The sequence below is a fragment of the Pseudomonas umsongensis genome, assembly GCF_012647205.1.
Classification (GTDB): Bacteria; Pseudomonadota; Gammaproteobacteria; order Pseudomonadales; family Pseudomonadaceae; genus Aquipseudomonas; species Aquipseudomonas umsongensis.
The window spans coordinates 2,208,229-2,229,257 of the sequence record NZ_CP051487.1 but is presented as its reverse complement, the minus strand read 5'-3'; the positions used below and the strand labels follow the sequence as shown (position 1 = coordinate 2,229,257).

Below are 21,029 nucleotides of genomic sequence, written 5' to 3'. Positions count from 1 at the left end.
GGCGATGTGAAAAACAGCGCTCGACACGTCCGTGAGAGCACCACCACAACGTCGTCTGAAGCGGACCAGGCCGCCAGTCGCGTGCAAATTCAGCTGCAGGAACTGGATCAACTCGCCACCGCCATGACTGAGATGGCCTCGACCGCCGAGGACGTGGCGCGCAATGCCCAAGCGGCTGCCGAGGCGGCCATCGTTGCCACCGGGCAAACCGCAGACGGTGTCGCCCTGGTGTCCAGGTCAACAGGGGCTATCAAGCGTTTGGCCGAGGAGATGGACGACACCGGCCAGGCCATCAATGAATTGTCCACGCTCAGTCAAGGCATCGAATCGATTGTCGCGGTCATCACCAGCATCGCCGATCAAACCAACCTTCTCGCGCTCAATGCGGCCATCGAGGCGGCACGTGCTGGCGAATCGGGACGCGGGTTCGCCGTGGTTGCCGATGAGGTGCGCTCCCTGGCCTCGCGCACCCAGCAATCCACCCAGGAAATACGCCAGATGATCGACCAACTGCAGATGGGGGTGAAACACGCCCAGGTGCGCATGCAGCAAAGCCGCGACACCGCCAGCAAGACCGCCCTGGATGCCAACGCGGCGAATGAAACCCTTGAGCGCATCCGTGAAGCCATTTACCGCATCAATGACATGAACCTGCAAATCGCCGCGGCGGCTGAAGAACAGAGCGCCACGACCGAGGAGATCAATCGCAATACGTCCAACATCCGCGACATCAGCCTCGAAGTCACCGGCAGTGCCGCCAAGCAGGTCCGCCAATGTTCCGTGATGGGGGAACAGGTAGGCGAGCAGCACAGACTGCTCAGCCGCTTCAGGATTTGAAGTGCACAGCAACACAATTTCAGATCACAAAAACAACTATTCCACCGAGGTAAGAAAGATGAGTGCGGCTTCCCTGTATCCCGTTCGTCCCGAGGTTCTGGCCAACACCCTGACCGACGAGGCGACCTACAAGGCCATGTACCAGCAGTCAGTCGTCAACCCGGACGGCTTCTGGCGCGAGCAAGCCAAGCGCCTCGACTGGATCAAGCCTTTCACCACGGTGAAGCAGACGTCCTTCGACGATCACCATGTCGACATCAAGTGGTTCGCCGACGGCACCCTCAACGTTTCCTACAACTGCCTCGATCGTCACCTGGCCGAACGTGGTGACCAGGTCGCGATCATCTGGGAAGGCGATGACCCTTCCGAAAGCCGCAAAATCACCTACCGCGAACTGCACGAACAAGTCTGCAAGTTCGCCAACGCCCTGCGTGGCCAGGACGTGCACCGCGGCGACGTGGTGACCATCTACATGCCGATGATCCCCGAAGCCGTGGTCGCCATGCTGGCCTGCACCCGGATCGGCGCGATTCACTCGGTGGTGTTCGGCGGTTTCTCGCCGGAGGCCCTGGCCGGTCGCATCATCGACTGCAAATCCAAGGTGGTGATCACCGCCGACGAAGGCATCCGTGCCGGCAAGAAGATCCCGCTCAAGGCCAACGTCGACGACGCCCTGACCAACCCGGAAACCAGCAGCATCCAGAAAGTCATCGTGTGCCAGCGCACCGGTGGCGACATCAAGTGGAACCAGCACCGCGACATCTGGTACGAAGACCTGATGAAAGTGGCGGGCACCGTGTGCGCGCCGAAAGAGATGGGCGCCGAGGAAGCGCTGTTCATCCTCTACACCTCCGGCTCCACCGGCAAGCCCAAGGGCGTGCAGCACACCACCGGCGGCTACCTGTTGTACGCGGCCATGACCCACGAGCGCGTGTTCGACTACCGCCCGGGCGAAATCTACTGGTGCACCGCCGACGTCGGCTGGGTCACCGGCCACACCTACATTGTCTACGGCCCGCTGGCCAACGGCGCGACCACCTTGTTGTTCGAAGGCGTGCCGAACTACCCGGACATCACCCGGGTGGCGAAGATCGTCGACAAGCATAAGGTCAACATCCTCTACACCGCGCCGACCGCGATTCGCGCAATGATGGCGGCGGGCACGGCCGCCGTCGAAGGCGCCGATGGCAGCAGCCTGCGCCTGTTGGGTTCGGTGGGTGAGCCGATCAACCCCGAGGCCTGGGACTGGTATTACAAGAACGTCGGCCAATCCCGTTGCCCGATCGTCGACACCTGGTGGCAGACCGAGACCGGCGCCACCCTGATGAGCCCGCTGCCCGGCGCCCATGCCTTGAAGCCGGGGTCCGCGGCGCGGCCGTTCTTCGGCGTGGTGCCGGCGCTGGTGGACAACCTGGGCAACATCATCGAGGGCGAGGCCGAAGGCAACCTGGTGATTCTCGATTCGTGGCCAGGCCAGGCGCGTACGCTGTATGGCGATCACGACCGTTTCGTCGACACTTACTTCAAGACCTTCCGTGGCATGTACTTCACCGGTGACGGCGCCCGTCGCGATGCCGATGGTTACTACTGGATCACCGGCCGCGTCGACGACGTGCTCAACGTCTCCGGCCACCGCATGGGTACCGCCGAGATCGAAAGCGCGATGGTCGCCCACCCGAAAGTCGCCGAAGCGGCGGTGGTCGGTGTGCCGCACGACATCAAGGGCCAGGGCATTTATGTCTACGTCACCCTGAACGCTGGTGAAGAGACCAGCGAGCAACTGCGCCTGGAGCTGAAGAACTGGGTGCGCAAGGAAATCGGCCCGATTGCCTCGCCGGATGTGATCCAGTGGGCACCGGGGCTGCCGAAGACCCGCTCGGGCAAGATCATGCGGCGCATCCTGCGCAAGATTGCTACCGCTGAGTACGATGGCCTGGGCGATATCTCCACCCTGGCCGATCCGGGGGTGGTGCAGCATTTGATTGATACGCACAAGACCATTACTGCGGCCTGACAGCTGCCCCCCTTTCCTGAAAGCCGGCATTCACTTTCAAGGACGAAAGAGGCTTGTATAGGTATAGGGGGTATACCTATACTCCCCAAACGAAAGTAAGGGGGTATCCCGTGAGTCATATTGCTGCCAACAAAGACGATCTTCTCAAGCGCGTTAAACGCATTGCCGGACAAATCCAGGCCGTTGAGCGTGCGCTGGAATCGGAGCTCGACTGCGCGAAAACATTGCATCTTGTCGCTGCCACACGCGGGGCTATCAATGGCTTGATGGAAGAAATCATCGAGGATCACGCTCGCGAGCATGTCGCGAACCCTGCCCTCAGTGAAGATGAACGCAACAAGGGTGTTGAAGAACTGCTTGAAGCCATTCGCCGCTACGCCAAGTGAACTCAAGGAGTACCGGCTCATGAGCAACACCAACATCAAACATGTACACGACCACGTATTCCTTGGGCCTGCACACGCAGAAAATGCCAAACGCACGCTTTGGGTCGTGGCGCTGACCCTGGTGATGATGGTGGGCGAAATCAGCGTCGGCTATATCACCGGCTCGATGGCGCTGCTTGCCGATGGCTTTCACATGGCAACCCATGCCGGTGCATTGGGCATCGCGGTGGCCGCGTATGGATACGCCAGGCGCCATGCGTCCAGCCGGCGCTACAGCTTCGGTACCGGTAAGGTTGGAGACTTGGGTGGGTTTGCCTCAGCGCTCATTCTCGGCATGGTTGCGCTGGCAATCGGCGTAGAGTCCGTCATGCGGCTGTTGCAGCCGACAACGGTCCAGTTCGGAGCCGCCACGCTGATTGCGATTGTCGGCTTGATCGTCAACATTGTCAGTGCACTGCTGCTTGGCCACGGTCACAGTCATGGCCACGATCACGATCACGATCACGATCATCATGACCACCAACATCACGGCAACGATAATAACCTGCGCTCAGCCTACGCCCACGTCATCGCGGACGCGCTGACGTCCGTCCTGGCCATTGTGGCATTGCTCGCTGGCCGCTACCTCGGATGGGTATGGCTGGATCCTGCAATGGGCATCGTGGGTGCCGTTGTCATCGCGCGATGGGCATGGACCTTGATGGGTGTCACCGCGAGCGTCCTGCTGGATCAAACCGATGAGCACGTTGCAGAGGAAGTTCGCGAGTTGGTTGAACGGCCCGGCGATGCAACCATCACCGACCTGCATGTCTGGCGGATTGGGCCGCAAGCGCATGCAGCGATCGTCAGCGTCATTGGCCAAGCCACTGCAAACACCGAAAGCATTCGTGAACGCCTGAAGCCGGTTCACGAAATCAGCCATCTGACTGTCGAGTTTCGACCTGTCTGATTTACCCGACAGGGAACCCCCACGACTTCTCACAAAGGAGCCCGCCATGCCCTTGGGCAAACGTGAACTTGCGCGAATCGAGCGCCGTTTGATTGCAACACTGACCGACGCCTGCGAAACGGCAAAATCTGAAATCAAAGGCTTTACCTGGCTCACCCACACGGCTGACATGAACGCGTTTGCCCAGACGCTGAAGGTGACCTGGGTGTTCGAAACCCTGTCCGACAGAAAACTCGCCCAGGCTGGCGCGAAAGCGCGGGTATTTGAGTTGACGGCCATCGCGCTGGATGAGGCAGGCATCGATCTGGAGCCTTCGGATCACACTGTCCGATTCGACTCTGAGGAGGAATGCCAACGCGCTCATGATGGCGATTGGCAAAAACGCCTGGCATCGAGGGGCCATTGACGATGGCCAAGGACATCGAAAACCCATGCATTTCCGTATGCCAACTGCGCGGCGATCTGTGCGTGAGCTGCGGGCGTAGTAAGGAAGACATCAGGAAGTGGAAGCGCATGAAGCGGCCTGAAAAAATGGCCGCGGTGCAAAGGGCGACTATACGCTTGAAGGGACTGAAGAAGATCCCGTGACCCATTCACTCACTCGCCCTGCGACGCGGCGGGCGAATGAGTGAACAGCTACATCCCATCGAGCTACAAGGTGTAGGAAATACCGACCTGAACCGTCCTCGGCGCACCCGGGTAGGCATAGACGTTACCAAAGGCGCCTTCTTCATAATCCCGGTCGAACAGGTTCTTCACATCGAGATTGAGCCTGACCTTGTCGTTGACCTTGTAGAAGCCCAGCAGGTCGACGACGGTGTAGCTACCCATCGAAAACGCCGTATTCGCCGTTTGCCCCGCACGCTCATCGACGTACTTGAGCCCGGTGCCCAGCCCCAGCCCCTCGAGCGCGCCCTCCTGGAACTCGTAGACGTTGAGCAGGCTGAAGCTGTTCTTGGGAATGTTCATCAACCGGGTGCCCGACTCGATCACGTTGTCCTGGGTAACCTCGGCGTCGACATAGGCATAGCCGCCAATCACCCGCCATTCAGGGGTGACATTGCCAGCCACGTTCAGGTCAAAGCCACGGCTGCGCACTTCACCCGCCGCCACACTGTAGGTCGAGTCCACGGGGTCGGTGGTCAGGACATTGCGTTTTTCAATCTGGTAGATCGCCGCGTCCACACTCAGCTGGCGATCCAGCGCTTCCCACTTGATGCCCATCTCATAGGACTTGCCCTTCTCCGGGTCAAAACCACCCCCCTCGCGGCTGGCCCCGCTATTGGGCTTGAATGAGCGCGCGGTATTGGCATACACCGCCACGGTGTCGGTCAGGTCATACAGCACGCCGAGACGTGGCGTCACCGCGTTATCGCTCGCTTCCCAGCTCCTGCCACCCGGCACGAAGGTTTCGTAGTCATGCTCGAAGCGCTCGAAACGGGCGCCCGCCAGGACTTTCAAGCGCTCGGTCAACGCCACCTGATCCTGGACGAAGGCGGCGTAGGTCTTGAGGTTTTCCTTGTCGTCGGTCGGCGTACGGGTCAGGGCCGGGCGAGGCTGGCCATACACCGGGTCGAAGATATCGATCGGGTAGGCACTCACTGCACCGCTGGAGCGCTGGATGATCGACTTGTAGTCGTAATCCTCGTATTCGACGCCAGTCAGCAAGGTGTGATCGAAACCGAGCGCGGTGAAATGCCCGGTGAGATTGAGTTGGGTGTCCTTGTCTGTCCACTCAAGCTTGCGGTAGTTGAAGTTGCGCCCCAGGGTGCGTCCATCGGCCGCCACGCCATTGGCTTCAACGGCATTGCCCTGCAAGGTGCCATCGAGCCACTGGAAGCCACCGCCCAATGTCCAGTCGTCATTTAGGAAGTGCTCGAAACGCAACTGGGCCATGTTGTTGTCGTTGTGCAACTTGCCAACGTCTTTTTCACCGAAAAAAGTGTCGCGTGACGCGGTGCCAATCTGATTCGGATAGCGCGTCAGGCCGCGATCCAGCGGGTGATTGTTGCGCATGAAATCGCCTTCGAAGATCACCTTGGTGTCATCGTTGGCCTGCCACGAAATAACCGGCGTCACGCCATAGCGTTCGGTTTCCACGTGATCGCGGAAGGTGTCACCGCCCTCGCCCACCACGTTCAGGCGATAGGCCAGGCGACCCTCTTCGTCGAGCGGGCCCGAGGCATCCAGGGTGCCACGCTTCATTCCCTGATCATCGAGCTGGCTGCCCAGCGTGACGGTGCGTTCGGCCAGCGGTTGCTTGGAGACCACGTTGAACGTACCGCCGGGATCGCCCCGGCCGTAAAGCGTGGTCGCCGGGCCGCGCAATACCTCAAGCCGCTCGATGGTGTTCGCATCCGGCATATTCGGGTAACCACGGTTGATCGGGAAGCCGTTGCGATAGAACTCACCGGTGGTAAAGCCACGCACGGTGAAGGTGGTCAGCCCCTGGCCACCGAAATTGTTGGCCCGTCCCACGCCGCCGGCGTAATCGAGCGCATCCTGCAACCTTGTGGCACTGATGTCCTCGACGACATCCTTGGTCACTACGCTGATGGACTGAGGGGTTTCGTGGATCGCCGTGTCGGTTCGGGTTGCGCTGGCAGAGCGGGTTGCGCGATAGCCATCCACTGGCCCCGTGGCGGTTTCAAGGTCCGCGGTGCCAACGATGTCGGTCGCTTGCAACTCCAGGCCGGTTGCAGCGGTTGTCGCTGGCTCAGCCCAGGTGGAAGTGGAAAACGCCTGGAGCACACAGATAGACAGCAGGGTACGACGCATCTAGGAAGCCTTGAGAGAATAGCCAAATGGGACGGCATACATGCCAATAATTTCGCGGCGCATGGTATACCGTATCAATAGCTTTTGATAGGCGTTCTCATTCGTATTTTTGCGGGCAATGGTACGAAAAAACCGTGGATCAAGGGAATCGAACGCAGTAACAACGGTCGAATTCGTGGCAGGACAGCATGCTCCTGCCCAAATAACTGCCTGCGGGAGTCCCCATTGTCAGCCGTCTTTCTACGTCAAGCCTTGCGCCTGGCGATTCCACTCTTGTGCGTTGGCACTTCGTCTACGGCTCTCGCCTGCCCGCAAGGTCAGTACCAGGTGTGTGTGGTTGCCTGTTTTTGTGCTCCAGGTTCCAGGGAGGACAGCGGGGAGCTCTTCGAAAACATGAACCAGATAGCGGCCGCAGGATTACAGAGCTGGATTGTTCAATCGCGCAACACCGCGGCAACCGGCAATGTTCAAACCATCCCGCTGAATATTCGCGCCCAGCTTGAACCCTACTACGACATACAGGTGCTCGACTCGGCCCGCTACAAGATCGGCGATGACGAAGAGCTCAACGCCGCGAACACCATGCTGCAGAACCCCGATGTCAATGCCGTCACCCTTGTCGACATCATCGTCTTTCGCAGCCAGGACGATGCACTGAACAACGTCGCGTTATGGGCCCATGAGTTGAAGCACGTGCAGCAGTACCAGCAATGGGGCGTCAGCGAGTTTGCCACTCGCTACACCCGTGACTACAGCGCCGTCGAGGCACCTGCCTACGAGATTCAAACCCAAGTCGCCAAGGCGCTGAGAGCCAGCGTAGCCTCGCCAGAGCTTCCTCGAAATCCGTGAGTTAAAGGGGCCGCTACCAAAGGCTGGCAGTGGATGGAGCGATGGAAAATGACAGCTAAGCTTCTTCTACTGTGGGGCGGTCCATTCAGGTCCGGCCCTTCACAACAGCCTCGGAGAGGAGCCAATGAAACGCATCGTCATGCTCATCGCGATCTCTTTGCTTACCACTGCTTGCCAGAGCGATAACGGCGTCACCCGACTCGACAATTGCGTCTGCTATAAAACAGTCGAGGGACAGAAAACCCAGGCATCACCCATGGACTGGCAAGACACCGAAAAGGTGCGGGAACAATTCTCCCATTGCATTTGCCGAGCCTGGGTTGACCTGGAGAAGGCCGATGATCCCAATCAGTTTTTCGGGCCTGAGACGCAAATAAGAACGGAAATGAAGTCGCAGGAGAAATAGCTGTTGTGGCCGGACATGCTCTGCAACCGACAGCTTCGCATCCGCCATCAATGGATCCCTTAATAAAAACCAATGAAGATGACCGATAATCGAACAGTTTATAAATCATATTAACTCATTGATTTTTATGTGATTTATTCAAAAAATAAAAACATCTCGATAAAAATCCAGTCAAACCCACTTTTCAATGGATCCATATCTTGATTGACTGGCACTGCACGGTGTCAGGTACAGCGCCTGCCCGCTCATAAAAATAACAAGGGTGTCGGGATGAATAACTTCTCAATCGGGCTCAAGCTTCGGCTTGCACCCACCAACGCGTGCCTTTCTCGCTTTGCCTTTACCCAGCCTCTTCTCGAGGGGCAGCCATGAGTGTCGATCTCAAGAGTGTGGTAGATGAACGTCCCATGGCGCGCTTCCAATGGTTGGCGGTGGGCATCTGTATTGTCCTGAACATGATCGATGGCTTCGACGTGCTGGTGATGGCCTTCACGGCCTCCTCGGTGTCCGCCGAATGGGGCTTGAACGGCGCGCAGATCGGGCTGCTGTTGAGTGCCGGGCTGTTCGGCATGGCGGCGGGCTCGCTGTTCATTGCACCGTGGGCCGATCGCTACGGTCGCAGGCCATTGATCCTGCTGTGCCTGCTGCTCTCGGGGGCCGGCATGTTGTTGTCGGCCCTGAGCCAGACGCCGCTGCAACTGGCGCTGTTGCGTGGGCTGACCGGCCTGGGTATCGGCGGGATCCTGGCCAGCAGCAACGTGATTGCCAGTGAATACGCCAACAAGCGCTGGCGCGGGCTGGCGGTGAGCCTGCAATCGACCGGGTATGCCTTGGGTGCGACCTTGGGCGGGCTGTTGTCAGTGTGGTTGCTGACGCACTTTGGCTGGCGTTCGGTGTTCCTGTTCGGGGGCGCCGTGACCCTGGCGGTGATTCCCCTGGTGCTGCTGTACTTGCCAGAATCGCTGGACTTCCTGATCGCCCGCCGCCCGGCAAACGCGTTGGTGCGCATCAACCGACTGGCCGCTCGACTCGGCCAGCCCGCATTGCGCGAACTGCCGGCCGCCCACTCTGCGCCGATTTCAGGCAGAGGGCGCCTGGCGCAACTGCTCTCGCCTGATTCACGGCGCACCACCCTGCTGATCTGGCTGTTGTTCTTCCTGGTGATGTTCGGCTTCTATTTCGTGATGAGCTGGACGCCGAAGCTGCTGGTCTCGGCAGGTCTATCGGCACAACAAGGCATCAGCGGCGGCGTGCTGCTGAGTGTCGGCGGCATCTTCGGCGCCGCGCTGATTGGCGGCCTGGCCTCGCGCTGGCGGCTGACCCGGGTGCTGTCGCTGTTCATGCTGATCACCGCAGGGCTGTTGGTGCTGTTCGTCGGCTCCGCTTCATCGGTATCGATGGCACTCGGCCTGGGTCTGTTGATCGGGCTGTTCTCCAACGGTTGCGTGGCAGGTTTGTACGCACTGTCACCGATTGTCTACGACGCTTCGGTGCGAACCACAGGGGTCGGTTGGGGCATCGGTATCGGCCGCATCGGCGCCATCCTTTCGCCGACTGTCGCCGGCCTGTTGCTCGACAGCGGTTGGCAGCCACTGCACCTGTATGGGGTGTTTGCCGTGGTGTTCGTGATGGCCGCCGTCGTGTTGCTGCAACTGCGACCCAAGGTCCAGGCACAACCGGGCAGCGCACTCAGCCAGGCCTGAGCCGATACAAAAAAGAGGTAGCGAGGCCCTGCCCTCGCTGCCGACTACACCTCCAGGAAAACAACAATAATGACTTACCTTTCTCTCCCTCCCCGGGCTCTGCTCGGCGGTGCAATGGCGCTTGCCCTTTTACCTCCGGCACAAGCCGAGAGCGGCGGCTTTTTCGAAGACTCCAAGACCAGCCTGACGCTGCGAAACTACTACTTCAATCGTGACTTCAACGATCCCGGCGCCAGCAAGAGCAAGATCGAAGAATGGGCCCAGGGCGCGATCCTCAAGTTCAGTTCCGGCTACACCCCTGGCGTTATCGGCTTTGGCCTGGACGGTATCGCGATGCTTGGCGTCAAGCTCGACAGCGGCCCTCAGCGCAGCGGTTCGGAGCTGCTGCCGGTGCACGACGATGGTCACTCCGCCGACAACTACGGGCGCGCCGGGGTGGCGGCAAAGATGCGTTTGTCCGAGACGGAGCTGATGCTGGGCGAACTGATGCCCGACGTTCCGCTGCTGCGCTACGATGACGGTCGCCTGCTGCCACAGACCTTCCAAGGCAGCATGCTGGTGTCCCGCGAGCTCCCTGGCCTGAACCTGCAGGCAGGTCGATACACCGCCGTGAGCCTGCGCAATTCGTCGAACATGCAGGACCTTTCGGCCTGGGCGGCGCCTACCGTCATGTCGGACGGTTTTAACTATGCCGGCGCCGAATACCGCTTCAATGAACAACAGACCCTGATCGGCGCCTGGCATTCGCAACTCGAAGACATCTACCAGCAAAGCTATTTGAACCTGCTGCATAAACAGAAGTTCGGCGACTGGACCCTCGGCGCGAACCTGGGCTATTTCGTCGACAAGGATGACGGCAGCGCCCTGATCGGTAACGTGCAAAGCCATACCGCCTACGGGCTGTTCTCGGCCAACCTGGGTGGCCATACCCTGTACCTGGGGCTGCAAAAGGTCAGCGGCGATACCGCCTGGATGTCCGTGTATGGCAGTAGCGGCCGCACCCTGGGCAATGACATGTTCAATGGCAACTTCAGTAACGCCGATGAGCGTTCCTGGCAGGCTCGCTATGACTACAACTTCGCCGCCGTCGGCCTCCCCGGCCTATTGCTCATGACCCGCTACGGCCACGGCGAGAACGCCACCACCAAGGCCGGCAGCAACGGCAAGGAATGGGAACGTGACACCGAGGTCAGCTACACCCTGCAAAGTGGCCCACTGAAAAACCTCAGCGTGCGGGTCAACAACGCCACCAACCGTCGCAGTTTCAACAGCGATTTCGATCAGACCCGCGTGATCGTCAGCTACCCACTGTCCCTCTGACCCTCCCCCCAGGGGCGCTTGTCGCCCCTGCATCCGTCCCCTCCTTGCGTTACTATGGCGAACCAACCTCTGGAAGTCGCCTGCATGAGCAAACCGGGTCAAATGGTGCTGGTCGCACTGCGCAAAATGATCGCTTCGGGCGAACTGGCAGCCGGCGAACGGCTGATGGAGATTCCGACGGCGGAACGTTTCGGCGTCTCGCGGATGCCGGTGCGCATGGCCTTCGTGACCCTTGAACAGGAAGGCTTGCTGGTGCGCCATGGCGGTCGGGGCTATCAGGTACGCTCGGTCAGTGCCGACGATATCGCCGGTGCCGTGGAGGTGCGCGGGGTGCTGGAGGGCCTGGCGGCGCGCCAGAGCGCCGAACGCGGCTTGAGCGAACAGGCGCAGGCGGCGCTGCGTGAATGCCTGGTGCAAGGCGATGCACTGTTCGACAAAGGCTACGTGACAGAAGAAGACCTTGAGGCGTTCCATGACCTCAACATGCGTTTTCACCAGGTCATCGTCGAAAGCAGCGCCAACCCGGCCATTGCCGAAGCCCTGGCGCGCAACGACCATCGCCCCTTCGCTTCAGTGTCGGCGCTGGCGATCGATCGTGAAGACATGGCGCGCGAATACCGGCGCTTCAACTTTGCGCACATGCAACACCACTCGGTGTTCGACGCGCTGGTCAGTCGCCAGGGCGCACGCGCTGAAGCCATCATGCGTGAACACGCCAATGCGACGCTGCGTTACGCCGAGGTCTTCGGCGCAATCAGCCATGGCGAGCGGGTGAAAGTGATCTCGCGCGGCGAATGATCGGCTCGCTTAGAGATCCAGCACCAACAGCGCCGAACGGGCCCTCGAACAGCAGGGCGTGAACTGATCATTGGCCGCCTGCTCTTCCTCGGTCAGGAACAGGTCGCGGTGATCGGGCACCCCTTCGAGCACACGGGTCAGGCAGGTTCCGCAGATGCCCTGCTCACAGGAAAGCGCAATCTCGACACCGTGACTCTCCAGCACCTGGACCACCGTCTTGTCCGCCGGAATGTCAAACACCTGCCCGCTACTGCCCAGCTTGACCTGGAATGCCCCATCGGCAGCGGTGTCCACCGGCGCTGCGGCGAAGTATTCACGGTGCAATTGCCCCTCGCTCCAGCCCTGGCCCCTGGCGCTGTCGAGCACATGCTGCATGAAACCTGAAGGGCCGCACACATACAGGTGCACGTCAGGCCCCGGATTGGCCAGCACCCTGGCGGCGTCCAGGCGCGAATCGGCCTGTTCATCGAAATGCAGGTGCACGCGATCGGCAAAGGAAGCGCCTTTGAGTCGCTCGACAAAAGCCGCACGCTCACTGGAACGCGCACAGTAATGCAACTCGAAATCGGCGCCGCTGTGGGCCAGTTCCTCGGCCATGCACAGAATCGGGGTGATGCCGATGCCACCTGCGAACAACAGGCTGCGCCGCCCCTCGACGACCAGCGGAAACAGGTTGCGCGGTTCACTGATGAGCAGCCGATCGCCACTGTTGATTTGCTCGTGCAGGCTCTGGGAACCACCGCGCGAGCCGGCGTCCTTGAGCACGCCGATCAGGTAGCGATGGCGCTCTTGCGGGTGATTGCACAGTGAGTACTGGCGAATCAATCCGCCGGGCAGGTGCACGTCGATATGGGCCCCGGCACTGAAGCCGGGCAATGCCCCGCCTTGCGCGCAGGCCAACTCGTAGCTGCAGATATCCAGGGCTTCGTTGTTGCGGGATGTCACGACGACTTCAATCATGGCGCACCTTCAAGGCCGGCCACCGCAGTGGCCGCGAACAGGATCTATGGGGGTGGACTGGCGTAGCGCCCAAGGGCGCTGCCCTTGGCTATTTGACCGCGGCAATCAGCTCGGCAGCCGGCGCTCGCTCACGGGCAATGAGGCGTTCCAGAACGCGCCGGGATTGCACGCCACCGGCATCGATATTGAGCTTGAGCAAGTTGCGCTCGGGATTGGCCAGCAGGTTTTTCTGCTGCTGTTCGAGCATGTCGAGGTCTTCGCTGAAAATCTTCCCCTGGCCCTCGCGGATGGTGGCGGTGAGGGCTTCGTCGTGGGGATTGAAATTGCGCGCCATGCCCCAGAAGTACCAGATCGACGTCTCGGTTTCCGGCGTAATGAAGTCGACCACGATGCTCGCGGCCTTGTGTTGCGGCTCGGCGTCGTAACCGCCCTTGCCGGCGTGGGCCACGCCGACCTCGATCAGGACATGACTGGGTGGAGTGAAGCGGCAGATCTGCCAACGGTCTACCGGCACGTCGTCGGCCAGGTTGTTGCCACGCAGGGCCATGCGCCAGAACGGCGGCGCCATGATGTTTTCCATGTGCCGCGCAGTGACCACCTCGTCACCCTGGACGGTGGTGACCGGCGCCGCTTCATCAATCTCTTTCTGGCCGATGCTCGAGGCGTGCACGTAGGTTTCGTGGGTGAGGTCCATCAGGTTGTCGATCATCAGGCGATAGTCGCAATTGATGTGGAACAGCCCACCGCCGTAGGCCCACTCATCGCTGACCGCCCACTCCAGATGATGGATCAACGCAGGATCAGCCTTGTCCTGCTCCCCGGGCCAGACCCAGATGAAACCGTAACGCTCTTGCACCGCGTAAGTCTTGTTGCACGGAAAGCCGCGTACGCGCTGGCCTGGCATTTCGACGGTCTTGCCGTCACAGCCCATCACCAGTCCGTGGTAGCCACAGACCAGGTTGCCATTTTCGACATAACCCAGCGAAAGAGGCGCACCACGATGGGGGCAAAAATCCTCGATGGCAGCAACGCGCCCTTCATGGCCGCGATAGAAGACGATTTTCTCACCGCATATTTGCCGCCCCAGGGGCTTGGAAGCAATCTCGTCGGGGGTGCAGGCGACGTACCAGGTGTTTTTCGGATACATAGGGTTCTCCGGGACAGGCTTGTTTTTATGGATCCATTGAATCGAATAAAACCGACAACAGTCAAGCTTTTTACAGATAAATGCAGATTAATGGATCCATTGAGGCCATGCAGTGATGCCCAACCTTTCGAACACTTGATGCGGGCGAAGTCGGTACTGACTACGTGGATGACACTTTTGAAGTGAACAGCTTTAGCGCCTGCCTCGATAATCGATAGCTTACTGACGAACTGTCGAGGTCAAGCATGACGAGCACAACAACGGAACAAGTCAGCCCGAAAACACTGAGAAGAGTGATCGTGGCTGCCGGCATCGGCAATTTCGTGGAATGGTTCGACTTCGCCGTCTACGGCTTCCTGGCCACGACCATCGCCCAGCAGTTTTTCCCCAGCGGCGATGCCAGTGCCGCGCTGCTCAAGACCTTTGCGGTATTCGCCGTGGCGTTTGCGTTCCGGCCCCTTGGGGGGATTTTCTTCGGCATGCTGGGAGACCGGATCGGGCGCAAGCGCACCCTGGCGATGACGATTCTGCTGATGGCCGGTGCGACGACCTTGATCGGTGTATTGCCCACTTATGCCGCCATCGGGGTTACGGCGCCGATCCTTCTTTCGCTGATCCGTTGTGCCCAGGGTTTCTCCGCCGGCGGGGAATACGCAGGTGCCTGTGCTTACCTGATGGAGCATGCGCCGAGTGATAAACGCGCCTGGTACGGCAGCTTCATTCCAGTGTCGACATTTTCCGCCTTCGCCGCCGCCGCCGTGGTGGCCTACGCGCTCGAGGCATCGTTATCGGCTGAAGCAATGGGCAGTTGGGGCTGGCGCCTGCCGTTCCTGATTGCCGCACCGCTGGGCCTGGTGGGTCTTTACCTGCGCTGGAAGCTCGATGAAACACCGGCATTCCAGGCGGTGACCCAGGAACATGCGGTCGCCCATTCCCCACTCAAGGAAACCTTGCGCAACCATGGCGCGGCCATCTGCTGCCTGGGCGCCTTCGTGTCGCTTACGGCGCTGTCGTTCTATATGTTCACCACCTACTTTGCGACCTACCTGCAGGTCGCGGGGGGCCTGAGTCGCGCAACGGCGTTGCTGGTGTCGTTGATTGCCTTGCTGTTCGCAGCGGCAATCTGCCCGTTGGCCGGACTGTATTCGGACCGGGTCGGGCGCCGGATGACGGTGATGACGGCGTGCGCCTTGTTGATCGTGGCCGTGTATCCATCGTTCCTGATGGCCAGCTCCGGCTCGTTCGCAGCGTCGGTCGCAGGCGTCATGCTCCTCGCCGTTGGCGCGGTGTTGTGTGGCGTGGTCACCGCGGCCTTGCTCTCGGAAACCTTCCCCACCCGAACTCGCTACACCGCCTCGGCCATCACGTACAACATGGCGTATACGATTTTCGGCGGGACGGCCCCGTTGGTGGCGACGTGGTTGATCAGCACCACTGGCAGCAACCTGTCGCCGGCGTTTTACCTGATCGCGATTGCCTTGCTGGCGTTGGCAGGCGGGCTCGCGTTGCCGGAGACGTCACGGATCTCCCTGCATGATGTGCAGGCGGAGGGGAAAGGTGCAGGTGTGCGGGCTGTGGCCTGATCGCAGATTTGCTCCCGATCCAATTGTAGGAGCGAGCCTGCTCGCGATGAACGTCCTGACAACGTGCTCATCCAGACAGGGCGCGTTATCGTTGACGTCCATCGCGAGCAAGCTTCGCTCCTACAGGGGGAATGTGTTCGCTTGAAGTCAGGTCGGCTTTAAGGCCGCCTCGCTTTGGCTTTAGATTTTGGGTGCCCCGTTAACCACGATGGCGAACGCAGGCATTGCGCAGTGGGTAAACCGGCAGGACGCCGGTTTAGCCGCGCTGGGCCAGGGACGGCCCAGCGCGGCGACCTCTGTAGGAGCGAGCATGCTCCGGGCGGCGTTCCGACGAAAAACTTGAGAGCACCACGGGGTGTCAGGCTTCCCGAGTCATCGTTGACCTTCATCGCGAGCATGCTCGCTCCTACAAGGGACTCGCCGTAAGGGCGAAACCATAAGCCGCCGTTACCGCAGCAATGGATATGCCCCCCAAAAAATGGCCGGGACAACCACACAACCACTGCAAATCCAACAATAATAGAGGCCAAACCACCAAGGCAGAGCCCCCTTTTGAACATCGATAACCGAATCAAATTCCGGCATCTGCTGTGTTTTCTCGAGGTGGCACGCCAGGGCAGCCTGGCACGTGCCTGCGACAAATTGGCGATCAGCCAGCCAGCGCTTTCCAAAACCTTGAAGGAACTGGAAACCCTGCTCGATGCCAGGCTGTTTGAACGGGGTAAAAAGGGCTCGACGCTGACCGAAGCCGGCGTGGCCTTCCTGCGATACGCAGGGCCGAGCGTGCAAGCGCTGCGCGACGGGGTCAACAGTTTGCGCTCGGGCGTGCATGAGCCCATTACCGTGCAGCTCGGCGTGCTATCCACGGTCGAAAGCCTGTTGGTACCGGAAGTAGTCTGCCGCCTGCACGACCGTCACCCGGCGTTGGTGGTCAGTGTCGTGACTGGCCCAAGTGCCTATTTGCTGTCCCGACTGCGGGTCGGTGAGCTGGACCTGGTGGTGGGCCGGATGACCGATAGCCCACTGATACAAGGGCTCGCGTTCGAGCACTTGTACAGCGAATCCATGACCCTGGTGGTCCGCAGCGGCCACCCGGTGCTCAACGATCCGTCGGGACAGAAAAACCTCGAAGACTATCCGCTGGTATTGCCGTCGGCGGGGACGACGATCCGCAAATTCGCCGACAGCCTGTTCGTCCAGCACGGAATAACACCATCGCGCCAACGCCTGGAAACCTTGTCGGTGGCCCTGAGTCGGCGCTACGTGCTGTGCAGCCAGGCTATCTGGGTCGCCCCTCTCGACGCTGTCAGGCAGGATTTGCGACAGGGTGAGTTGGTCGAGCTGGACCTTGGAATGCGTGAGCCGGGTGGCTCCGTCGGGCTGTGCACCAATCCCGCGTTACCGGTATCGCCGGCGGCGCAGTGGTGCGTGGAGGCACTGCGCGAGGTCGGTCAGGAGTATCGCGAAGGCCAGTATCCATAACCATCTGGATATGCATAAGGTCGATTTTTTCAATTTTGCGCTGGGACGTACAAGAGGACACTGGGCCACCAGTCGCTGCCAACGCAGTGCCTCCGTCCCACCATAACAATAGGAAAAACGACATGTCTGATGCGCACGACAGCCGTTTCGTCATTCGTGACCGTAATTGGCATCCCAAGGCCCTGACGCCTGACTACAAGACCTCGATCCTGCGCTCCCCTCGCCAGGCATTGGTGAGCATCCCCCAGTCTTTATCCGAAACCAGCGGCCCGGATTTTTCCCATCTGCAAATGGGTCGGCACGATAACGACCTGCTGTTGAATTTCAATCACGGCGGCCTGCCCATCGGCGAACGCATCATCGTCGCGGGCCGGGTTTGCGATCAATACGGCAAGCCGATTCCCCACACCCTGGTGGAGATGTGGCAAGCCAATGCCGGTGGTCGTTACCGGCACAAGAAAGACAGTTACCTGGCCCCCCTCGACCCGAATTTCGGCGGCGTTGGCCGTGCGTTGACCGACCGCGATGGCAACTACAGTTTCCGCACCGTCAAGCCCGGCCCCTACCCATGGCGCAACGGCCCCAACGATTGGCGACCTGCGCATATCCATGTCTCCATCAGTGGCCCCTCGATTGCCACGCGCCTGATTACCCAGCTGTATTTCGAAGGTGATCCGCTCATCCCGATGTGCCCGATCGTCAAGTCGATCGCCAACCCGGAAGCGGTGCAGAGCTTGATCGCCCGCCTGGACATGGGCATGGCCAATCCCATGGATTGCCTGGCTTATCGTTTTGACATCGTCCTGCGCGGCCAGCGCAAGACCCACTTCGAAAACTGCTGAGGAGGCCTGCGAATGCCCGTTCAACTTCTGCCTGAAACCCCGTCGCAAACCGCCGGGCCTTATGTGCATATCGGCCTGGCGCTAGAGGCCGCCGGCAACGCGCCGCGTGAGCAGGAAATCTGGAATGAGATGGCCAGGCCTGGCGCGCCAGGCGAGCATATTCTAGTGGTGGGCCACGTGTATGACGGTAATGGCCACTTGATTCGCGACGCCTTCCTGGAGTGCTGGCAAGCCAACCACGACGGCGTCTACGACAGCGCGTTCGACCTGGAAAAACCCTTCAATTGTTTTGGCCGTACCGCGACCACCGATGCCGGTGAATGGACGATCAAGACCGTCAAGCCCGGCAGGCTGAAAAACGCCTCGGGCGTTACCATGGCGGCGCATATCAACGTGGCGTTGTTTGCCCGGGGCATCAACATTCACCTGCAGACCCGCCTGTATTTCGACGACGAACCCGAAGCGAATGCCGTGGATCCGGTGTTGAACCTGATCGAACAGCCCCATCGGCGCGAATCCCTGGTCGCCAGGCGCTGCACCGTGGATGGCAAGCTGGCGTACCGCTTCGATATTCATCTTCAAGGCGAAGCGGAAACGGTGTTCTTCGACTTCTGACGCGGCGTGGGCAGACACCAAGCTGCCCACACTCCTGAAATGAGTGCCGGCGCGCTTCAAGCGCGCTGGGTCAAACCCGCTTTCAATTCCGCTATGCATGCCTGCAGGCGCTCACGTTCAACTCATCGGCCTGCGCTCCCCGTGTCATGAAATGAAAATTCGCTGTCGTGCAATGCGAGGTGGTCGCCCCCTGCTACACCCTAGAGTCGGAGCAAAATAACAACCGGGCTCAGCACCCGGATAAAAGAGAGCCGACATGAGCAGATCCACCCGAACGAGCGAGTCCGTAACTCCAACCCAGCGCCCCCCAGCAACCGGCCGAAAGCGCCGCGTTCGCAAGGAGGGTGATCCCGCTGGCGACACCCAGCAACAAGAGCTGATCGGCACGGCTTCCAACCAGACCCTGGCGGCCAATCCGCTGGTCAGCGTGCGCGCGGCGGACCTGGCCAGCTCGGCCGGTTACCTGCTCAAGGCCGTGGGCTTGTCGCCGCTCAAGGCTGGCGCCCATCTGGGTGGCTACCTGAAGGAACTGCGCGGCATCGTCGGCGGCAATTCCAGCATCGCGCCAAACCCCAAGGACAAACGCTTTGCCGATCCAGCCTGGCAATCCAACGCCTTCCTGCGCGCGCTGCTGCAGAGCTACCTGGCCGGCCAAAGTGAACTGACCCGCTTCATCGAATCCACCGACCTTGCCCCGCTGGAAAAGAGCCGCGCCCGGTTCGTCGCGGAACTGCTGGCCGATGCCGTGGCACCGAGCAACTCGCCGCTGACCAATCCGGCGGCACTGCGCAAGCTGGTGGACACCGGGGGCATGAGCCTGGCCAGGGGCATCCGCCAGTTCGGCGATGACATGCTGAACAACCGTGGGCTCCCAAAACAGGTCGACAGCACGCCGTTCACGGTTGGCGAAAACATCGCCACGGCCAAGGGCCAAGTGGTGTTTCGCAACGAGATGTTCGAGCTGTTGCAGTTCGCCCCCACCACTGAAAATGTCCATGCCCGGCCCTTGGTGATGTCGCCGCCGCAAATCAACAAGTACTACGCCATCGACCTGTCGCCGGAGAAAAGCCTGATCAAGTGGATCCAGGACAGCGGCGTGACGCTCTTTGTCATCAGCTGGCGCAACCCCACCCGCGAGCACCGCGACTGGGGCTTGGCCGAGTACGCGCTGTGCCTCGACCAGGCGGTGGACGTGGCACGCCAGATCACCGGCAGCCCGGACGTCAACATGTGGGGCTCCTGCTCGGGCGGCATCACCCTGGCGGCTTACCTGGGCTGGCTGGCGGCCCGTGGCGAAGGCCACAAGGTGGCCAATACCAGCTGGGCCGTGTGCGTGCTGGACATGCCTTCGGCACTGGACGACACCACCCTGGGGTTGTTCACCACCCCGTCGGCCCTGCGCGCGGCCAAGGCCAGCTCCCGGCGCAAGGGCGTACTGAGCGGCCAGGGCATGGCCCGCATGTTCGCCTGGATGCGGCCCAACGACTTGATCTGGAATTACTGGGTCAACAACTACCTGCTGGGCAACAAGCCGCCGGCCTTCGACATCCTGGCCTGGAACAACGACACCACGCGACTACCCGCCCAACTGCACGCGGACTACCTCGACCTGGTCCAGCAGAACCCCTACAGCAACCCGGGCTCCCTGGAGATTGCCGGCGAGTCGATCGACATGACCCAAGTGAAGGTCGGCGCCTATGTGATCGGCGGCACCACCGACCACATCACACCCTGGCAGGGCTGCTACGGCACCGCCCGACTGTTTGGCGAGGACGCCACCTACGTACTGTCCAACGCCGGCCACCTGCAAAGCCTGGTGAACCCGCCGGGCAACCCGAAGTCGTTCTACTACGCCGCACCTGCCGCCGCCGAGACCCCGGAAACCTGGCTGCAAAACGCGGGCGAGCGCCAGCAAGGCAGCTGGTGGCCGCATTGGCGCGAATGGATCGGCCAGCGATCAGGCGAAAGCCGGCCGGCGCCGAAGAAACTTGGCTCGCGCAAATACCCGCCCCTCTGCCCCGCACCTGGCACCTATGTCATGGAGCGTTGATGACGCGCGGCGCCTGGATGAACGCGTTGCCCGGAGATTCTTCGCGAGCAGGCTCGCCCACAGGGGATCAGGTACAGCCGTGGAGCAGGTCGGCTTTAAGGCCGCCTCGCTTTGGTTTTTGATCTGAGGCGCCCCGTTAACCACGCTGGCCGAACGCAGGCATTGCGCAGTGGGGAAACCGGCAGGACGCCGGTTTAGCCGCGCTGGGCCAGGGACGGCCCATCGCGGCGACCCACGGAGCAATGCCGGAGAGAGGGCATGCCGAGCCTTAGCGAGGCACCGAGTGGTGGGGCAAAGCCTTTTGCTTCCT

At 60.7% G+C, this 21,029-nt stretch carries 19 protein-coding genes; 16 read left to right on the top strand and 3 right to left on the bottom strand.

Annotated elements, in window-relative coordinates:
• Nucleotides 1-123 precede the first annotated feature (123 nt).
• The 6 genes from HGP31_RS30940 to HGP31_RS09990 all read left to right on the top strand — a co-directional run bounded on the left by HGP31_RS30940 (nucleotide 124) and on the right by HGP31_RS09990 (nucleotide 4,774).
• Nucleotides 124-837 carry a methyl-accepting chemotaxis protein gene (locus HGP31_RS30940; RefSeq protein WP_420850695.1) on the top strand — a complete coding sequence of 238 codons (714 nt, stop codon included), beginning with the start codon at nucleotides 124-126 and terminating at the stop codon, nucleotides 835-837.
• Between the two features lie 58 nt (nucleotides 838-895).
• The gene (gene acs / locus HGP31_RS10010; protein WP_168757591.1) at nucleotides 896-2,851 is read left to right on the top strand and encodes an acetate--CoA ligase; all 1,956 of its coding nucleotides are present in this window, start codon (nucleotides 896-898) and stop codon (nucleotides 2,849-2,851) included.
• Between the two features lie 110 nt (nucleotides 2,852-2,961).
• Nucleotides 2,962-3,237 carry a metal/formaldehyde-sensitive transcriptional repressor gene (locus tag HGP31_RS10005; protein ID WP_168757590.1) on the top strand — a complete coding sequence of 92 codons (276 nt, stop codon included), beginning with the start codon at nucleotides 2,962-2,964 and terminating at the stop codon, nucleotides 3,235-3,237.
• A 19-nt stretch (nucleotides 3,238-3,256) separates the two neighbouring features.
• Nucleotides 3,257-4,186 carry a CDF family Co(II)/Ni(II) efflux transporter DmeF gene (gene dmeF, locus HGP31_RS10000; protein WP_168759150.1) on the top strand — a complete coding sequence of 310 codons (930 nt, stop codon included), beginning with the start codon at nucleotides 3,257-3,259 and terminating at the stop codon, nucleotides 4,184-4,186.
• Nucleotides 4,187-4,232: 46 nt separating this feature from the next.
• Nucleotides 4,233-4,592, top strand: coding sequence for a hypothetical protein (locus tag HGP31_RS09995; protein ID WP_168757589.1), 360 nt, complete (start codon nucleotides 4,233-4,235; stop codon nucleotides 4,590-4,592).
• 2 nt (nucleotides 4,593-4,594) lie between these two features.
• The gene (locus HGP31_RS09990; RefSeq protein WP_168757588.1) at nucleotides 4,595-4,774 is read left to right on the top strand and encodes a DUF1289 domain-containing protein; all 180 of its coding nucleotides are present in this window, start codon (nucleotides 4,595-4,597) and stop codon (nucleotides 4,772-4,774) included.
• A 63-nt stretch (nucleotides 4,775-4,837) separates the two neighbouring features.
• Here HGP31_RS09990 and HGP31_RS09985 read toward each other — a convergent pair whose 3' ends face one another.
• Nucleotides 4,838-6,964: a TonB-dependent siderophore receptor gene (locus HGP31_RS09985; protein WP_168757587.1), complete on the bottom strand. Its 2,127-nt coding sequence runs from the start codon at nucleotides 6,962-6,964 to the stop codon at nucleotides 4,838-4,840.
• 393 nt (nucleotides 6,965-7,357) lie between these two features.
• Between HGP31_RS09985 and HGP31_RS09980 the strand changes: the two genes are divergently transcribed.
• From HGP31_RS09980 to HGP31_RS09960, 5 genes are all read left to right on the top strand, one after another.
• Nucleotides 7,358-7,813 carry an eCIS core domain-containing protein gene (locus HGP31_RS09980; protein WP_168757586.1) on the top strand — a complete coding sequence of 152 codons (456 nt, stop codon included), beginning with the start codon at nucleotides 7,358-7,360 and terminating at the stop codon, nucleotides 7,811-7,813.
• 124 nt (nucleotides 7,814-7,937) lie between these two features.
• Nucleotides 7,938-8,219 carry a hypothetical protein gene (locus tag HGP31_RS09975; RefSeq protein WP_020795360.1) on the top strand — a complete coding sequence of 94 codons (282 nt, stop codon included), beginning with the start codon at nucleotides 7,938-7,940 and terminating at the stop codon, nucleotides 8,217-8,219.
• A 368-nt stretch (nucleotides 8,220-8,587) separates the two neighbouring features.
• Nucleotides 8,588-9,922, top strand: a complete 1,335-nt coding sequence (locus tag HGP31_RS09970) for an MFS transporter (RefSeq protein ID WP_168757585.1) — start codon at nucleotides 8,588-8,590, stop codon at nucleotides 9,920-9,922.
• 69 nt (nucleotides 9,923-9,991) lie between these two features.
• Nucleotides 9,992-11,242 carry an OprD family porin gene (locus tag HGP31_RS09965; protein WP_093935840.1) on the top strand — a complete coding sequence of 417 codons (1,251 nt, stop codon included), beginning with the start codon at nucleotides 9,992-9,994 and terminating at the stop codon, nucleotides 11,240-11,242.
• A gap of 84 nt (nucleotides 11,243-11,326) precedes the next feature.
• Entirely contained in the window at nucleotides 11,327-12,040 is a 714-nt protein-coding gene (locus HGP31_RS09960; protein WP_008063900.1) for a GntR family transcriptional regulator, read from the top strand.
• 9 nt (nucleotides 12,041-12,049) lie between these two features.
• Here the strand turns inward: HGP31_RS09960 and HGP31_RS09955 are convergent, their stop codons facing one another.
• Complete coding sequence (locus HGP31_RS09955) at nucleotides 12,050-13,000, bottom strand: PDR/VanB family oxidoreductase (protein WP_020795363.1); 951 nt, start codon at nucleotides 12,998-13,000, stop codon at nucleotides 12,050-12,052.
• 88 nt (nucleotides 13,001-13,088) lie between these two features.
• On the bottom strand, nucleotides 13,089-14,147 hold the full coding sequence (locus HGP31_RS09950; RefSeq protein ID WP_083348605.1) for an aromatic ring-hydroxylating dioxygenase subunit alpha: 1,059 nt from the start codon (nucleotides 14,145-14,147) through the stop codon (nucleotides 13,089-13,091).
• A gap of 245 nt (nucleotides 14,148-14,392) precedes the next feature.
• Here HGP31_RS09950 and HGP31_RS09945 point away from each other — a divergent pair, with 245 nt between their 5' ends.
• The 5 genes from HGP31_RS09945 to HGP31_RS09925 all read left to right on the top strand — a co-directional run bounded on the left by HGP31_RS09945 (nucleotide 14,393) and on the right by HGP31_RS09925 (nucleotide 20,719).
• Nucleotides 14,393-15,730 (top strand): MFS transporter, encoded by a 1,338-nt coding sequence (locus tag HGP31_RS09945; RefSeq protein ID WP_110754627.1) that lies wholly within the window; start codon nucleotides 14,393-14,395, stop codon nucleotides 15,728-15,730.
• Between the two features lie 552 nt (nucleotides 15,731-16,282).
• On the top strand, nucleotides 16,283-17,212 hold the full coding sequence (gene pcaQ / locus HGP31_RS09940) for a pca operon transcription factor PcaQ (RefSeq protein WP_020801258.1): 930 nt from the start codon (nucleotides 16,283-16,285) through the stop codon (nucleotides 17,210-17,212).
• A 122-nt stretch (nucleotides 17,213-17,334) separates the two neighbouring features.
• Nucleotides 17,335-18,054, top strand: coding sequence for a protocatechuate 3,4-dioxygenase subunit beta (gene pcaH / locus HGP31_RS09935; RefSeq protein ID WP_168757584.1), 720 nt, complete (start codon nucleotides 17,335-17,337; stop codon nucleotides 18,052-18,054).
• A 12-nt stretch (nucleotides 18,055-18,066) separates the two neighbouring features.
• Complete coding sequence (pcaG, locus tag HGP31_RS09930; RefSeq protein ID WP_033043919.1) at nucleotides 18,067-18,669, top strand: protocatechuate 3,4-dioxygenase subunit alpha; 603 nt, start codon at nucleotides 18,067-18,069, stop codon at nucleotides 18,667-18,669.
• A 256-nt stretch (nucleotides 18,670-18,925) separates the two neighbouring features.
• Nucleotides 18,926-20,719, top strand: a complete 1,794-nt coding sequence (locus tag HGP31_RS09925; RefSeq protein ID WP_168757583.1) for an alpha/beta fold hydrolase — start codon at nucleotides 18,926-18,928, stop codon at nucleotides 20,717-20,719.
• Nucleotides 20,720-21,029: the final 310 nt, after the last annotated feature.

Bases quoted from the DNA above. Each gene is read 5' to 3' on its own strand.
- HGP31_RS30940 (WP_420850695.1), top strand. From the start codon at position 124: ATGACTGAGATGGCCTCGACCGCCGAGGACGTGGCGCGCAATGCCCAA.
- acs (WP_168757591.1), top strand. From the start codon at position 896: ATGAGTGCGGCTTCCCTGTATCCCGTTCGTCCCGAGGTTCTGGCCAAC.
- dmeF (WP_168759150.1), top strand. From the start codon at position 3,257: ATGAGCAACACCAACATCAAACATGTACACGACCACGTATTCCTTGGG.
- HGP31_RS09995 (WP_168757589.1), top strand. From the start codon at position 4,233: ATGCCCTTGGGCAAACGTGAACTTGCGCGAATCGAGCGCCGTTTGATT.
- HGP31_RS09990 (WP_168757588.1), top strand. From the start codon at position 4,595: ATGGCCAAGGACATCGAAAACCCATGCATTTCCGTATGCCAACTGCGC.
- HGP31_RS09985 (WP_168757587.1), bottom strand. From the start codon at position 6,964: ATGCGTCGTACCCTGCTGTCTATCTGTGTGCTCCAGGCGTTTTCCACT.
- HGP31_RS09980 (WP_168757586.1), top strand. From the start codon at position 7,358: ATGAACCAGATAGCGGCCGCAGGATTACAGAGCTGGATTGTTCAATCG.
- HGP31_RS09975 (WP_020795360.1), top strand. From the start codon at position 7,938: ATGAAACGCATCGTCATGCTCATCGCGATCTCTTTGCTTACCACTGCT.
- HGP31_RS09970 (WP_168757585.1), top strand. From the start codon at position 8,588: ATGAGTGTCGATCTCAAGAGTGTGGTAGATGAACGTCCCATGGCGCGC.
- HGP31_RS09965 (WP_093935840.1), top strand. From the start codon at position 9,992: ATGACTTACCTTTCTCTCCCTCCCCGGGCTCTGCTCGGCGGTGCAATG.
- HGP31_RS09960 (WP_008063900.1), top strand. From the start codon at position 11,327: ATGAGCAAACCGGGTCAAATGGTGCTGGTCGCACTGCGCAAAATGATC.
- HGP31_RS09955 (WP_020795363.1), bottom strand. From the start codon at position 13,000: ATGATTGAAGTCGTCGTGACATCCCGCAACAACGAAGCCCTGGATATC.
- HGP31_RS09950 (WP_083348605.1), bottom strand. From the start codon at position 14,147: ATGTATCCGAAAAACACCTGGTACGTCGCCTGCACCCCCGACGAGATT.
- HGP31_RS09945 (WP_110754627.1), top strand. From the start codon at position 14,393: ATGACGAGCACAACAACGGAACAAGTCAGCCCGAAAACACTGAGAAGA.
- pcaH (WP_168757584.1), top strand. From the start codon at position 17,335: ATGTCTGATGCGCACGACAGCCGTTTCGTCATTCGTGACCGTAATTGG.
- pcaG (WP_033043919.1), top strand. From the start codon at position 18,067: ATGCCCGTTCAACTTCTGCCTGAAACCCCGTCGCAAACCGCCGGGCCT.
- HGP31_RS09925 (WP_168757583.1), top strand. From the start codon at position 18,926: ATGAGCAGATCCACCCGAACGAGCGAGTCCGTAACTCCAACCCAGCGC.